Annotated in this window: 17 protein-coding genes; 9 read left to right on the forward strand and 8 right to left on the reverse strand. The window is 40.3% G+C overall.

The genetic code is table 11. The annotated features are described in order from the left end of the window. Window positions 1–526: 526 nt before the first annotated feature. The 5 genes from AC4IFT_RS19800 to AC4IFT_RS19820 all read left to right on the forward strand — a co-directional run bounded on the left by AC4IFT_RS19800 (window position 527) and on the right by AC4IFT_RS19820 (window position 5,580). Window positions 527–1,750, forward strand: a complete 1,224-nt coding sequence (locus tag AC4IFT_RS19800) for a hypothetical protein (RefSeq protein ID WP_490736465.1) — start codon at window positions 527–529, stop codon at window positions 1,748–1,750. Between the two features lie 6 nt (window positions 1,751–1,756). Then, window positions 1,757–2,992: a Zn-dependent hydrolase gene (locus AC4IFT_RS19805; protein ID WP_490752430.1), complete on the forward strand. Its 1,236-nt coding sequence runs from the start codon at window positions 1,757–1,759 to the stop codon at window positions 2,990–2,992. A gap of 50 nt (window positions 2,993–3,042) precedes the next feature. After that, complete coding sequence (locus tag AC4IFT_RS19810; protein ID WP_490736469.1) at window positions 3,043–4,227, forward strand: amidohydrolase; 1,185 nt, start codon at window positions 3,043–3,045, stop codon at window positions 4,225–4,227. A 111-nt stretch (window positions 4,228–4,338) separates the two neighbouring features. Continuing rightward, a complete protein-coding gene (locus tag AC4IFT_RS19815; RefSeq protein WP_490752432.1) occupies window positions 4,339–5,064 on the forward strand; it encodes a hypothetical protein in 726 nt (241 codons plus the stop codon). Window positions 5,065–5,109: 45 nt separating this feature from the next. Continuing rightward, window positions 5,110–5,580: a hypothetical protein gene (locus tag AC4IFT_RS19820; RefSeq protein WP_490752434.1), complete on the forward strand. Its 471-nt coding sequence runs from the start codon at window positions 5,110–5,112 to the stop codon at window positions 5,578–5,580. A 61-nt stretch (window positions 5,581–5,641) separates the two neighbouring features. On the opposite strand, the gene AC4IFT_RS19825 is transcribed toward AC4IFT_RS19820, so the two are convergent. Both AC4IFT_RS19825 and AC4IFT_RS19830 read right to left on the reverse strand, forming a co-directional pair. After that, window positions 5,642–5,818: a DUF2526 family protein gene (locus AC4IFT_RS19825; protein ID WP_490736473.1), complete on the reverse strand. Its 177-nt coding sequence runs from the start codon at window positions 5,816–5,818 to the stop codon at window positions 5,642–5,644. Window positions 5,819–5,885: 67 nt separating this feature from the next. Then, a complete protein-coding gene (locus tag AC4IFT_RS19830; RefSeq protein WP_490752436.1) occupies window positions 5,886–6,446 on the reverse strand; it encodes a helix-turn-helix domain-containing protein in 561 nt (186 codons plus the stop codon). Window positions 6,447–6,527: 81 nt separating this feature from the next. Here AC4IFT_RS19830 and AC4IFT_RS19835 point away from each other — a divergent pair, with 81 nt between their 5' ends. After that, window positions 6,528–7,196, forward strand: a complete 669-nt coding sequence (locus AC4IFT_RS19835; RefSeq protein ID WP_490736477.1) for an AzlC family ABC transporter permease — start codon at window positions 6,528–6,530, stop codon at window positions 7,194–7,196. A 2-nt stretch (window positions 7,197–7,198) separates the two neighbouring features. Beyond that, a complete protein-coding gene (locus AC4IFT_RS19840) occupies window positions 7,199–7,516 on the forward strand; it encodes an AzlD domain-containing protein (RefSeq protein ID WP_273840015.1) in 318 nt (105 codons plus the stop codon). Window positions 7,517–7,572: 56 nt separating this feature from the next. Here AC4IFT_RS19840 and AC4IFT_RS19845 read toward each other — a convergent pair whose 3' ends face one another. After that, window positions 7,573–7,761, reverse strand: a complete 189-nt coding sequence (locus tag AC4IFT_RS19845) for a YegP family protein (RefSeq protein WP_275076944.1) — start codon at window positions 7,759–7,761, stop codon at window positions 7,573–7,575. Window positions 7,762–8,054: 293 nt separating this feature from the next. After that, complete coding sequence (locus AC4IFT_RS19850; RefSeq protein ID WP_490736480.1) at window positions 8,055–8,372, reverse strand: hypothetical protein; 318 nt, start codon at window positions 8,370–8,372, stop codon at window positions 8,055–8,057. 275 nt (window positions 8,373–8,647) lie between these two features. On the opposite strand from AC4IFT_RS19850, the gene AC4IFT_RS19855 reads away from it, so the two are divergent. Beyond that, window positions 8,648–9,652, forward strand: coding sequence for a luciferase-like monooxygenase (locus AC4IFT_RS19855; RefSeq protein WP_490752438.1), 1,005 nt, complete (start codon window positions 8,648–8,650; stop codon window positions 9,650–9,652). A 95-nt stretch (window positions 9,653–9,747) separates the two neighbouring features. Here AC4IFT_RS19855 and AC4IFT_RS19860 read toward each other — a convergent pair whose 3' ends face one another. The 4 genes from AC4IFT_RS19860 to hxpB all read right to left on the reverse strand — a co-directional run bounded on the left by AC4IFT_RS19860 (window position 9,748) and on the right by hxpB (window position 13,387). After that, window positions 9,748–10,134: a YkgJ family cysteine cluster protein gene (locus AC4IFT_RS19860; protein ID WP_219248775.1), complete on the reverse strand. Its 387-nt coding sequence runs from the start codon at window positions 10,132–10,134 to the stop codon at window positions 9,748–9,750. Window positions 10,135–10,380: 246 nt separating this feature from the next. Beyond that, window positions 10,381–11,772 carry an L-cystine transporter gene (locus AC4IFT_RS19865; RefSeq protein ID WP_490752440.1) on the reverse strand — a complete coding sequence of 464 codons (1,392 nt, stop codon included), beginning with the start codon at window positions 11,770–11,772 and terminating at the stop codon, window positions 10,381–10,383. Window positions 11,773–11,953: 181 nt separating this feature from the next. Further along, window positions 11,954–12,529 carry a metal-dependent hydrolase gene (locus AC4IFT_RS19870; protein WP_490752442.1) on the reverse strand — a complete coding sequence of 192 codons (576 nt, stop codon included), beginning with the start codon at window positions 12,527–12,529 and terminating at the stop codon, window positions 11,954–11,956. Between the two features lie 192 nt (window positions 12,530–12,721). Beyond that, the gene (gene hxpB / locus AC4IFT_RS19875) at window positions 12,722–13,387 is read right to left on the reverse strand and encodes a hexitol phosphatase HxpB (RefSeq protein ID WP_353242309.1); all 666 of its coding nucleotides are present in this window, start codon (window positions 13,385–13,387) and stop codon (window positions 12,722–12,724) included. A 364-nt stretch (window positions 13,388–13,751) separates the two neighbouring features. Here hxpB and AC4IFT_RS19880 point away from each other — a divergent pair, with 364 nt between their 5' ends. Next, the gene (locus AC4IFT_RS19880) at window positions 13,752–14,291 is read left to right on the forward strand and encodes a YniB family protein (protein WP_490736488.1); all 540 of its coding nucleotides are present in this window, start codon (window positions 13,752–13,754) and stop codon (window positions 14,289–14,291) included. The last annotated feature ends 95 nt before the right edge of the window (window positions 14,292–14,386 follow it).

The following is a 14,386-nucleotide window of genomic DNA, read 5'->3' on the forward strand; positions in this document are numbered from 1 at the left end:
TCTGCCTTTATTCACCCTAGTTGTAGCTAAATTAGTCGATAGTAAAATTAAGTAGAATATTTCATTTAAATATAAATATTAGCCATATTTATCATGTGTTTTTGCACTCACTCGTCTGAATTAGTGAAATTAGTTTCCTTGGCAATAGAATATAAATTTAAAGATTAAAAATTAATCTAAAGTGAATTTGATTGTCAATTAAACTTATTTAGGTTTTATATGTTGTTTTTGGCGTTTTTTAATAAACGAATACTGATGCCTAAGTGCTTTCCGGTGTAATAATCCACTACTCAATAATTTTACTGCCTGTATTCCTGCCTGATTTAAACCTGTTCAGTTATCTATACATCTATATTATCAATGTTATGATGAATTTTGTTGCAATTTTGTATGTTTGCAGCGAAATGCTCTTTATATTGATGTGTTATCATTCATAAACAAGCTGTAAATTAGTGATTAACTAATATTAATGGCTTCTAATACTAATAAAATAAACAAACAAAAAAATATACACGGGGGAAAAGTTATGTCGCAGATGTTAGCTCTGTTTTTGATAGTCGGAATATTATATATCGGGGATGCGATAGCGGTACGAACTAAGGCATGGATCCCATCCGTTTTTGTATGTGCGGTATTATTTCTGCTAGGGTATTGGACAATCTTCCCGAAAGATATCGTCAGTATTGCCGGTATTCCACAGGTTGTTGCTATTTCCTTAATGTATTTATTAATTACCAATATGGGCACCTTGTTGTCCTTAAAGGAATTATTACGTCAATGGAAAACCATTCTTATTTCATTGGCGGGTATTTTAGGCATTATTCTGCTGACCTTTATTGTAGGTATTACATTGTTTGATATGAATACGGTATTAGTTGCTGTTCCTCCATTAGTGGGCGGAATCGTGTCTTCCTTAATTATGTCAAAGGGTGCGGCGGAAGCGGGACTGGTAGATCTCTCTGTTTTTGCGATTTTAATCTATGTTATGCAAGGGTTTGCGGGTTATCCATTAACGGCAGTCATGCTGAAAAAAGAAGGACGTCGCGTACTGGAAAAATACCGTAGTGGGCAGTGGCAAGAAACGCTTTCAGTTGAGGGTGCCAAAGAAGTAGAAGTAAAAACTGTGGTATCGGAAGACGAAATGCCACGTATGTTTAAAAAAATTCCGAATCATTATAATACGAGCTACTTCAAGTTTTTACGCTTAGCAGCAGTAGGGTATTTGGCCTACTTAGCCTCATCATATGCTGCACCTTATGTGAATATCAGCCCATTCGTTCTGTGTTTATTATTTGGGGTTATTGCATCTTCATTAGGTTTCTTAGAAAGGCAACCGCTGCAAAAAGCTAATGGGTTTGGTTTTGCTATCATGGCATTGATGTTATTTATCTTTGATACCTTAAATCATGCAACGCCAGATATGTTATTGCGCCTTGTCTACCCAATGGTCGTGTTAATTAGTGCTGCCGTTATTGGGATGTACATTGCATCATGGGTTGTTGGCAAAATGTTGGGTGTTACTAAAGAGATGGCTTTTGCAGTAGCATTAACCGCGCTGTATGGCTTCCCAGCTGATTACATCATTACTAACGAAGCGATTAACGCACTAACAAAAGACGAAAAAGAGCGTCAAATTTTAACTAGCCATATGTTAGGGCCAATGTTAGTCGGTGGCTTTATTTCCGTCACCATGGTGTCCGTTGTTTTAGCGGGTATTATGGTCGCTTACATTGTTCCAGTTGCAGGGTAAATAATTATGGAAACAAGTACATCTCGAATTCAACGTCATTTAGAACAATTGGCAGAATACACTGCGACACCAGGCCAAGGTACAACGCGTATGAGCTATAGCGAGCAAGATAAACAGGCTCGTCAATATTTAAAACAGCAAATGGTGGAGCTTGGCTTACAGGTTCGTGAAGATGCGATTGGTAATATTTATGGTCGCCTAGAAGGGCAACAAGCGAATTTACCTGCTGTGATAATCGGTTCGCATTTTGACTCAGTGCCCCATGGCGGGGCTTTTGATGGTCCTGCGGGGATAGTGACAGGGCTTGATGTGGTCGCGCGTATTCGTGAACAAAACTTAACGCCTAAATACCCACTTGAAGTGATTGCATTAGTCGAAGAAGAAGGCACCAGCTTTGGTCGAGGTTTGATGGCATCCAGTGTGATCACGGGTTTAATCGGCACAAAAGAGCTCTATCAACTGAAAGATAGGCAAGGTGTTAGCGCTGCAGAACGTATGGCAGCGGCAGGTTTTAATGCAGATAAGGCAGCTGATGCGGTATTAGACCCGAAAAATGTTAAAGCATTCCTTGAGCTACATATCGAACAAGGGCCTGTGTTGGAGCAGGCTGGCGAAGATGTGGGCATTGTTGAAACCATCGTGGGTATTAGCCAGTTAGAGGTTAAATTGACAGGCAAAGCGGGCCATGCAGGTACAACTCCGATGGATATGCGTGCAGATGCATTAGTGTGTGCTAGCCTGATTATCAGCCAAATTCCCGCGCTGGCAAAAGCCGCGGGGGACAATACGGTTGCAACGGTTGGGCGGCTTAATGTTCTGCCAAATGGCGCGAATGTTATCCCAAACGAAGTCATATTTAGCATTGATATTCGTTCAAAAAATGATGTTGCTTTGCGCAAAGTGATTGAGCAAATCATCGAACTGGTAGAAAAAACCAGTGAGTCAGCAGGCATTGGTAGCGATATTATTCAGCCACTTTATGTGCAGCCCACAGAATTGAATAATGAAATTATTAGAACAATGCAACAGCAGGCAAGTGAGCAAAATTTAAAATATAGAACCATGGTTAGCGGTGCGGGGCACGACACGATGATTTTTGCGGGGATCACCCAGACTGGATTGATTTTTGTACCTAGTCGCAATGGGCTAAGCCATCACCCAGATGAATGGACAGATTACGCACAAATTGCGCGTGGCGTTGATGTGATGTTTGCCACCGTGAAGTCACTCATTGAATGTTAATACTCAAGAAAAACACCAAAGTATCGTATTGAAAAGGGGAAAGTAGAAAAATGATCAGTTCAATTATTACAGCTGCAATCAAAAAACACACACCAGAGATGATTGCTTTTCGTCGTGATCTACACGCTCACCCTGAATTGCCATTTGAAGAAGTGCGCACAACACAGCGTATTGCTGAAGAACTAGACAAAATCGGTATTGAATATCGCCTGACTGAACCAACAGGGCTAATTGCTGAAATTAAAGGTGGGAAACCGGGCAGAACAGTCGCATTACGTGCAGATATTGATGCGTTACCGGTGCTTGAACTCAATGATTCACTTGAATATAAGTCAACTATCGAAGGTAAAATGCATGCCTGCGGCCATGATGCCCATACGGCGATGTTATTAACTGCGGCGAAAGCACTGCTTGAGGTCAAAGACCAACTTACGGGTAATGTCCGTTTGATTTTCCAACCTGCAGAAGAGATTGCACAGGGCGCGTTGGCGATGATCAAGCAAGGTGCCATTGAAAACGTCGATAACGTATTTGGTATGCACATCTGGACAACGACACCGTCAGGTAAAGTGTCTTGCAATGTAGGTGGCAGTTTTGCCTCGGCGGATCTATTAAAAGTCACGTTCAAAGGCCGCGGTGGTCATGGTTCAATGCCAGAAGCAACTATCGATGCGGCAGTTGTTGCATCTGCATTTGTGATGAATTTACAAGCGATTGTTTCCCGGGAAACCTCTTCATTAGATTCAGCGGTTGTGACCATTGGCAAAATGGATGTCGGTACGCGTTTTAATGTGATTGCGGAAAATGCGGTATTGGACGGTACGGTACGTTGTTTTGATATTGCGACTCGTGACCGTATTGAGGCCGCTATTCGTCGCTATGCAGAACATACTGCTGCAATTTATGGTGCTACCGCACAGGTCGACTATACCTATGGGACATTGCCAGTAATTAATGAAGAGCGCAGTGCCTTACTAGCGCAATCCATTATTTCTGAAGCCTTTGGTGAGCAATCATTGATCACCGAAAGGCCAACACCGGGTGGGGAAGATTTCAGTTTTTATATTGAAAATATTCCGGGGTGTTTCGCGTTGTTAGGCACTGGAAACGCAGAAAAAGACACCCAATGGGCACATCATCACGGCTGTTTTAATATCGATGAAGACACGATGGTCACAGGGGCTGAGTTACACGCACAATATGCATGGGCGTATTTGCAACAAGAGAATTTCTAAAGGCTAAGTATTTAGGACAATCTTCAGTCCAAAATACTTCTCATTTTAATTATTCTATTGTAGTTTCAATAGGCATTAATAATTCTAGCGTTAATAAAAGAAGGTAAGAAAATGGAAAAACCATATTCTTACTTTCAATTTTTATGTTCGTTATTAATGTTTTTTATTATCGATGTGAATGGTTTATTACTTGATAATAGCATTGAAATATATATAAAGGAATCGATTAAAATGGAAACAAAAACAGATACCTTATCAGATAAAGATATAGAGAATGTTAAAGTAAGTATAGAATCCATTGTTTTTCAGTATGTAGGGTCTCTGCCTGATAGTGTTATAATTCAAATTATTGATGATTCATTGATTGGTTATTCAATAGAAAATAAAGTGGCGATATTAAAAGATAATTTATTTTATCAATGTAAAATAAAAGAAATAGATATTTTAGAATACATGTCTGATGGGTTTTATAAAAAACATGTTGATGAAATTGAAAGCCAAGCTCAACAATTTGATTATGATAATATCGATTCATATTATGATGCGACATCTAAAAGTATGTTACCACTTTACAAATTGTTAGACGAGCAACAATTCCATCAAACATTAAAAATAAGGCTAAAAACTGCTCAGGCTGAATATCATAAGCAATTAAATTTTATTTTAAATGAGCACGAATCAACGATGGATACTATTTCTTTACAGCGTGATAAAGAAATTAATTCTGTTATTGAAAAATATATAAGAGACCGTGATTCTATTTATAAAAGATATGAAAATGAATTAAATCCAATTTATGAGAAGTATGGAAAAGAGTATGGGTCAATTTCAGAATAGGGCGATGAAATTTTAAATTCTTATTTTGAACGACGTGAAAATGAGTTGAAACCTATTTATAGTCGACGTGAAAATGAGCTAAGCTCTGTTTCAGGGCAATATGGAGAAAAAGAATTTGCGCTTAATTTGCAGTATGACGAAAAGTGTAATATTGCTGTTGAAAAAAAGGAAAAAGCGTTAAATTCTCTTTTTAAACAGTATGAATTGGCATTAAAACCGGTTTTAGAACAGCGTGAAAAAGGATGTGACTCGTTCGTTAAGCCAAGTAAAGAAGCGCTTGATTCCGTCACCATGCTTGAAGAAAATCGAACAGAGCTAGAGTTAGATTCTCAGCCAGAAAATAAAGTACAATCTGAAGAGAATGACCCATTTTTTGACTCTATACTTGAAAATATTAATGGATTCATACAAAAAGAAGCTACGTCGAGTATGACATACAGTGGAACTTGGACGAGTGAGACTTGCGTGTTTAAAGGTGGCGTAAAAACATGTACGGAAAAATCAGGCCAATTTTAGCCGTGGCTACGTAGGTATTTTATAATTTGTTCACATCCTATAATGCATAGGATGTGATTTTTTATGAGTTATGATGCTCAAAAATAGCGTCTCTTAAGCGCTGTTGTTGCTCAAAGCGTTGTTCTTGATTGAGTTCTGTATCATGGGAAAGCTGCATAAGCATTTCATTCATATTGTGAATGGAATTTTCATCAAGCAGTAAATCCACTTTGTTAACGATTTCATCATAGTGGGACATAGTCACAACTCCAATGTATTTGTATTGGCGTAATCATAACGCAAAACATCATTAAGTGGTTATACCATTAGTTCTGTTTATCGATGATCATCACAGCCATGGTGTCGGGCTCTAATGCGCGCATAATATGCGGTTCATCACCGGGGTAGTGAATATAATCCCCAACTGTTAACTCAACAGGGTTATCTAATGGGCCCACTAAGGCTCTACCCGCAGTGATAATGATGTGCTCACTAACACCGTGCATATGTGGCTCTGAAATGCGGTCACGCCCCGGTTGTGCAATGACAGTGTAGATATCCCGGCGCGAATTGTCAGGGGCAGATGACAATAAAAACGCCATATAATTGGCGTATTCAGCGCTGACTGGAACGGCTTCACCGTGTCGGATCACGGTTACAGTCTCTTGTTTTTCTTCAATTAAGCGCGCAAAAGGGATGTCTAACGCAACACAAAGCGCCCACAGTGTTTCAATACTCGGGTTTCCGCTGCCCGACTCCAGTTGGGAGAGGGTGGACTTAGCAATGCCAGCTTTGCGTGATAATTCAGAGAGTGATAACCCACTTTTTTGCCGTTCGCGAGCAAGTGCTTTTGAGATAAGGTCAATCGGGGGAGCGGGTAAATTCAATTTTCATATCCTATATAGGTTGCACTTCACGGTGATGATCACCATAATGAACAAACGTATTATATATCGAACGGTTTGGGAATGCTAACGTCTACATTAAATTCCACGCTTAATAATAGCACAGTGAAAAATATTGCTCTGGTGTGCCTTGCTGACTTAATTGTGGGGATTTCATACGGTGCGCTCGCTCATTCTCAGGGCTTTGATTTCTGGGTGCCTTTAACGCTGTCAATACTCGTGCTTGCAGGAGCATCAGAGTTTCTCTTTATCGGTGTGATCTTTACAGGGGGAAGCCCAATTTCTGCTGCACTAGCAGGCTTGCTGGTTAATTCACGCCATATTCCTTTTAGTTTTGCTGTGGGTGATTTAACCGGCAAAGGGGCAAAAGCGCTTTTGGGATACCACATCATGAATGATGAAAGTGTGGTTTTTGGCCTTGCACAAGAAACGGAAAAAGAGAAACGGGCGGCTTTTTGGCTGTGTGGTATTGGTATTTTATTGTGTTGGCCACTTGGTGTGATTATCGGTGAAGTCTTGGGCAGTTTTGTGAATGATACCCACGTATTTGGTATGGATGCCATGTTCCCTGCGATTATTTTGGCACTTTCATTACCTGCTTTAAAAGATAAGCGTTTGAGAATAACCGCTATTATTGGCGCTGTAATCGCGGTTGCAACAACGCCTTATTTACCTGCGGGGATCCCCGTTTTATTGGCACTATTAAGCTTAGTTATTTATATAAGGAAATAATCATGATGGAGAACCCGTGGTTAATCTTCAGCGGCATCATGATATTAGCCGTTGGCACATACCTTATGCGAGCATCAGGGGCTTTGTTGAAAGGGCGCGTGGTGCTTTCAGAAAATAGCAAAACCTTGTTTTCCGCTGCTGCGATTGTGATTTTATTTTCAGTTGCAGTGACCTCTACGTTGTTTTCTGGGGAGTCATTTTCAGATTGGCCAAAGGTCATTGGGGTCTTGGTGGCAGGAATACTGACATGGTATAAAAAACCGTTTATTTTAATTGTGTTATCTGCAGCTATCGTTACTGCACTATTACGGTTAATTTAATAAAGCATGGGTAATCTAATAAAAATTGCCCCTATTGGTTGATAGGGGCAAACGAGTTACACGGTGAGGTCTTTAATGGTTTCTGAAGGGCCATTTTTTTGCACTGAGGCGATACCTTTTAGTGCGGATTGTTTAGAAGCATACATCTCACTGGTGGCAATAATTTCATGATTAGCCGCTTTTAATACAAAGTAATAAGGCTGAGCCACATCTTTCGTGGATTTTTTCAATTCATAATAGCCCATGATAAGCTCCTGCGTTTAAATGGAAAGCTAAATATCTAAATAAGGAAATAAGCAGAAAAAACGTTCTACTTAAAATAAGATTAGCTGCTGTTAGGTATTATTACTAGTGAGGGATGGGCATTTAGGAGAAACTACAAAAAAAGCCCCTGATAAACAGAGGCAATCGTAGGATATATAGAACTCTTTATTGTCCTTTAATGATATCGGTATCTTATTGGTTAAGATATTTGGTTTTGCTTATCAATAAAAAAGGTTTTACCGATACCATCAACAAGGCTAATCAATATGGCTCTCTATTGCGCTGCGGGTGCGTTAATAGGTTTTGGCATCGGCATGTTATTCATATTAGGAAATTCAGGGACTTCCATCACAGTGACTTTGACAACATAGCGTTTGCCATCTTCAATTTTAGGTGCATTGTTCGCCAGTTTTTTCACTGTTTCATTTGGTGTTGTCGTCTGTTCAGCTACGCTATACACCATATTATGATGATTACCCATATGTTGGCGCTGCATGTGATTATTTCCACCATTGCCAATATTGGCTGCGGTTGCTGCAAAGCCGACAGTCATTAATGCTAAAGCCAATAAACCCGCATTTAATTTTTTCATTTCGATTTCCTCTGTATGGTTAATGAAACCATCATTCACGAAAAATTTTTACGGCTCAATCGCTTTTACCTCCCTTGACTGAAGCTTCATAATTACTGCACTTTTTGTCCATGCTTAATCCATAATCTAGGGAAAACAGTGAGTTAGTAGACTGAAATTTACATTTTTATCCCAGTTGTGCTAATGAGGCTTTCAAATGTGGAGACCAAGAGCGCAATAGATTAGGATGGTAAGTTAGGTTCAATATCACCATAATCCTAACAAAGTGAGCGTGTATGTCTGATAAAAAAATTCCTCTTTCTTTGCTCGATCTCGCGCCGATCACTCAAGGGTCAACAGCAAAAGAGGCTTTTTCCCATTCTCTTGACCTTGCTAAATTAGCTGAAAAGCTCGGCTATCACCGTTATTGGCTTGCTGAGCATCATAATATGACTGGGATCGCTAGCGCAGCGACATCGGTACTTATTGGGTATTTGGCGGCAAATACAGAGTCACTGCGTTTAGGCTCTGGTGGCGTGATGTTACCGAACCATTCCCCTTTAGTGATTGCAGAGCAGTTTGGTACGCTCAATACACTTTATCCTGAGCGCATTGACTTAGGGATAGGGCGAGCACCAGGAAGTAACCAGCAAACCATGCAGGCACTACGCCGCCACATGAATACCGATATCGACAATTTCCCGCAAGATATCGCCCAGATAGTCAATTGGTTTGATGCGACTAATCCAGAGCCCGCCGTACGTCCCGTTCCTGGGTTTGGTGAAAAAATCCCTGTATGGCTATTGGGTTCAAGTCTTTATAGTGCGACTCTTGCCGCAAAATTAGGCTTACCTTTCGCGTTTGCCTCCCATTTCGCCCCTGATTTGTTATTGCAAGCGCTAGAGGTTTATCGCAGCAACTTCCAGCCATCAGAAAGACTCGCTAAACCTTATGCGATGGTGTGTATTAATATCATTGCGGCAGATACGCAGCGTGAAGCTGAGTTTTTGTTTACTTCGATGCAACAAGCCTTTGTGATGTTGCGCCGTGGGCAGACCTCCCAATTACCACCGCCAGTTGAAAGCATGGCCAATGTTTGGTCTCCCGCTGAGGAATACGGCGTCCAACAAGCACTTGGTATGTCATTAGTGGGGGATAAATCGAAAATCCGTCATGGGTTAGAAACCATTTTACGTCAAATACAAGCCGATGAAATTATGGTGAATGGGCAAATATTCGATCACCAATCGCGCTTATATTCATTTGAACTGGCGATGCAAGTTATGAATGAATTGAGCTAAGCCATTTGAAAGGGCGTTATTTTGCAGGGAAGCAAGCGTTTGATTTAATAAATAAGAAAAGAGATAACCCAGAAAAACTCTGGGTCATTGACGGGTTAACAAGCGATTTGTGGGTGATGTGGTTCTAGCGGTGGTAACCCATGAGCTGCACGTGCGCGGTCGCAAGCTTCATTATAGATACCATCTTGCCAAGATTGCTCAAACTCACGACAAGGCGTTGGTCTTTGTGCGTAAATGGAGCAAGACACACATTCCCCTATCGTGCCTTGTAGCGCACTACAGCGCGTATTTTGCTTTTGATTAGTGCCATGCATACAGCTCATAAAAGGGGTGATTTGCTCGGTTAAATGTTGTGGCACAACGCCACCGCCACTTTCTGCCTCAGCCCAATAAAAAGAAACACGAAAATAGGCGCAACAAGCACCGCAGCTTACACATGGGTTATCTGAAGGATCGGTTTTTAGAATATGAATATTTGACATAACAAAACCAGATATTGATGTTGATAATATCCCCGTAGAATACGGGTTGACGCAACACAAGCAGGAAGCTCAAGAAAACGTTGCTCAAATTTTATTATCTTATGTAAATCCAGTGAATTGCAATAGCCTGTAGCAGAAAAAACTGGTTATTATGTTTATTTTTGATTTAAATAAAATCAAACGGCAATTTTCAGTCATAAAAAAACCCGCCGTTTGGCAGGTTTTAAGTTTATAAAAGCTAAGTGATTAAACGTGTTTTAACTCAGTATCATCATCTTGATTAAACACAGCTTTATCTGTTTCACCCATCAGTTGGCTCGTCACTGTACCTGCTGTCATTGAACCGCTAACGTTCAAGGCAGTACGACCCATATCAATTAATGGCTCAACTGAAATCAACAGAGCAACTAAGGTTACTGGTAAGCCCATCGCTGGCAGCACGATTAACGCCGCAAATGTTGCACCACCACCGACGCCAGCGACACCCGCAGAACTGACAGTGACAATACCGACTAACGTTGCAATCCACAGTGGGTCAAACGGGTTAATTTCCATCGTTGGTGCGACCATTACCGCTAACATCGCTGGGTAAATACCTGCACAACCATTCTGACCGATTGTCGCGCCAAATGAGGCAGAGAAGCTGGCAATAGATTCAGGAACACCAAAACGACGAGTTTGCGTTTCAATATTCAGCGGAATACTTGCTGCACTCGAACGGCTAGTAAAGGCGAATGTCAGTACTGGTCCCGCTTTCTTAAAGAATTTAATTGGGTTTAAGCCTGTTGTTGCAATAAAAATACCGTGGACAACAAACATGATACCCAGTGCCACGTAAGAGGCAATAACGAATGTACCTAAGTTAATGATATCGTGAAGATTCGAGCTTGCGACCACTTTGATCATCAGCGCCATTACACCATAAGGGGTTAAACGCATGACTAAGCGAACTAATTTCATCGCCCAAGCTTGCATAACATCAATCGCAGCTAAGGCTTTTTCACCACGTTCTTTATCATCTTTAAACAACTGTAATGCAGCTACTCCTAAGAAAGCCGCAAAGATAACCACACTAATAATTGATGTTGGGTTAGCTCCGGTTAAATCCGCAAACGGATTTTTAGGAATAAACGATAGGATTAATTGTGGTACGGTCAAGTCAGAAACTTTACCAATATAATTAGTTTCAATAGCACTTAGGCGAGCGGTTTCTGATTGCCCTTGTACTAATCCTTCAGCCGTTAAACCAAACAGGTTAGCAATTAAAATACCGACTAAGGCTGCAATTGCTGTTGTTAACAGTAGAGTTCCAATCGTTAAGAAACTGATTTTTCCCAGCGAAGACGCTTTATGCAATCTTGCAACCGCACTCAAAATAGACGCGAACACTAATGGCATAATGACCATTTGTAATAGCTGCACATAACCATTACCAACAATATTAAACCAAAGAATGGAGTCTTTTACCGTTTGGTGACCGCTACCGTAAACGAGGTGTAACACAACACCATAAGCAACACCAAAGACTAGACCGACTAACACTTTTTTAGACAGACTCCAGCCTTTCGCTCCCAGTTTTGCTAACAGTATCAGCAGTGCTACAAAACCGAGCACATTAATAATTAGAGGAATATTCATTCCGAACTCCAAATCGTTTTTTTATAAGGTATGTGACTAGCCCTTTAATCCTTAATGGTTATAAGGATTTCGTTGCTTCTAACAACTGGTTATATGTTATCAATAGAGAAAATACATTTCTTATACTAAATAGTAATAAGATAGTATTAATCATGCTTACATTATATTACAAAACTGAGAATTATGTAGGAAAGTGTATATCTAGCTGATTTTTAATATATTCTATTACACTTGTAACTTGATGATAAAAGTCAAATTGATACCCTGCTGGTAAAAAACAGGCACAAACTGTCAAAACAACTGCAATAAAACGTTCGCCCCGTTTACTGTTTTTCCCCCGAATAATGGGAAAACAGAAACGTTGAGGCAATGGCCATAAAAAAGGCACGCCTGAAGGCGTTAGCATATCCGCGACTAAATGGCTCAAATAGCCCAATAAGAAAGCTTGAATAAGGTCATTGGGAATTGGCCATTGTGCTGGGATCCATTGATAACATGACAGCATGAGTAGCAACCATGCCAGTAAACTGTGGGTAAAACCGCGGTGACCGCAGAGTTTAGAGATAGGTAGCGAAAAAATACGCAGTAGTCGACCTGGTAGGGAAGAAGGGTGGTCAATATCGGGTAATAATGCACCTAATAACGCGCCGGGAACCAAGTGTAACCAATCACCTTGAGCTAGCTCAGGGGTGACTTGGAGTTTATGAGCCATTATCAAAGAGGCGACGGAAAAAAGCAGATGCCCTTCAGCGGTCATGGTGGATAAAATACCATCTGTTTATCTATACAGTTGATTGGCAGTATAAAGTGTTTAAAAAGAATATGATAGAGGGGTAAAGGTAAAAAAACTCTTATTTATTAGCAAATAAGGAAAGGATTTTATATTTTTTAAGCAATTCCCCTACCTAAGTCAGATAGGGGTGAATACAGATTACACAATTCACTATAACTAGCGTAAATGTTTAGCTTCTAATTCATTTAAAGAATTTAATTTAATATCCGCTAAACCAAAGCGTGGGTCATTAAAATGCTTACTATCTGGCACGACAATGGATCGCATTCTCGCAGCTTTTGCTGAAATCATGCCATTAAACGAATCTTCTAAAGATGCGCAGTGGATAGGTTTGGTGGATAGTGCAGAAGCAGCTTTAAGATAAACTTCAGGGTGTGGCTTACTCAATGGTAAATCAGCGGCTGAAATGACAGCAGAGAAATAATCGCGAATATCCAGTAAATTTAATACTTTTTCAAGCATATACAGTGGTGATGCAGACGCTAACGCGATTTTTAAATCCATCGAACGGCAAAGTTCCATCGCATGTTGAACACCTGGCAAAATAGGACGCGTTTCTTCAACTAAGCCAACAACACGGTCAATGATCCGCTGTTTGGCTTCTTGTTGACTGCATCCATGCCAAGGTGAAGCTTGGTACCAAAGCTCAACAACATGGTCAATACGTAAACCCAATGTATCAGGTAGAGTGTTGGCAATCGCAAGGTCAACGCCTAACTGTGAAAAAACTTCAAGCTCAGCTTGCTCCCAAAAAGGTTCCGAGTCGATCAATAAACCATCCATATCAAAAATAACGGATTGGATGGGAAGATTATGGTACATGTCAAAACTCCATTCATGTAAACCCTATTGCCAATGAGCTTTACCCTTGTGGCAGTAGGAATTAAGGGAACTTGCCCAGCGACGATAGTATTTATTTACTTACTGACTATGATATCAGCAAATGAATAAATATTCGTATTAATTGCACGGGTGATTGTAACAACTCAGCACTAAAGGGAATAGACACAGATGGAGAAGTTGTACACCCAATGTGTTTTTAAAAATGTTTAAAATTCTGAAAGTCGATAACCAATCATCATTTTACAAGGTAAATTTGGAGGCATTTAATAATATCGGCTATTATTATCCCTGAAAAGTCACCATGAAAATTTATCGAGAATAATAACTCTGAGGAAGAGCAGTAATGAATTACCACAATGCTAATTATGTCGCAATCGGCAAACGTATTCTGGGTTGGGTTGTTTTTCTGGTAGCATTAATTTCGACGTTGGCGTCTTTAATTAAACTTGCTGGGATGAAAGGGCTGGCAGGTGAAGGGATCAATGCAGTAGCCAATGATTTTATTAAACTGATGGCGGAAATGACTCGCCAAACGACACCGTTTTTAAATTTCTTCTGGAATAACTCACCTGTACCGCAAGTTGCTAATGGTTTTTCAGGTAGCAACCTAGGGTTTATTATCATCTTTATTTTTATTTTTGTTGGTTTAGCGCTCAGTGCTTCAGGTTTGAGAATGTACCGACAAATTAAATTTATTCGTGAAAGCCTTGAAGACCACGTGATTTTGGAAAAAGCCAAAGGAATCGAACTGTCCAAAGCAGAACTTGAGGCAAACGTCACCATTCCACGCCACACAATTTTTACCCAGTTTTTTATTCTCTATTTCTGGCCAATTGTGCTGTTGATAGGACTGTATTTTATCCTAAAATTCCTTAACTGGTAATTTTCGTCATATTTCACGCTGTAGCGTTGTTGGCTTCATTCGGCTACTCGGGTCACATACTTGTGTATGCTCCCCGAGTTATCCTCACTTGCCGC

The organism is Providencia sp. UF-183, assembly GCF_058246155.1.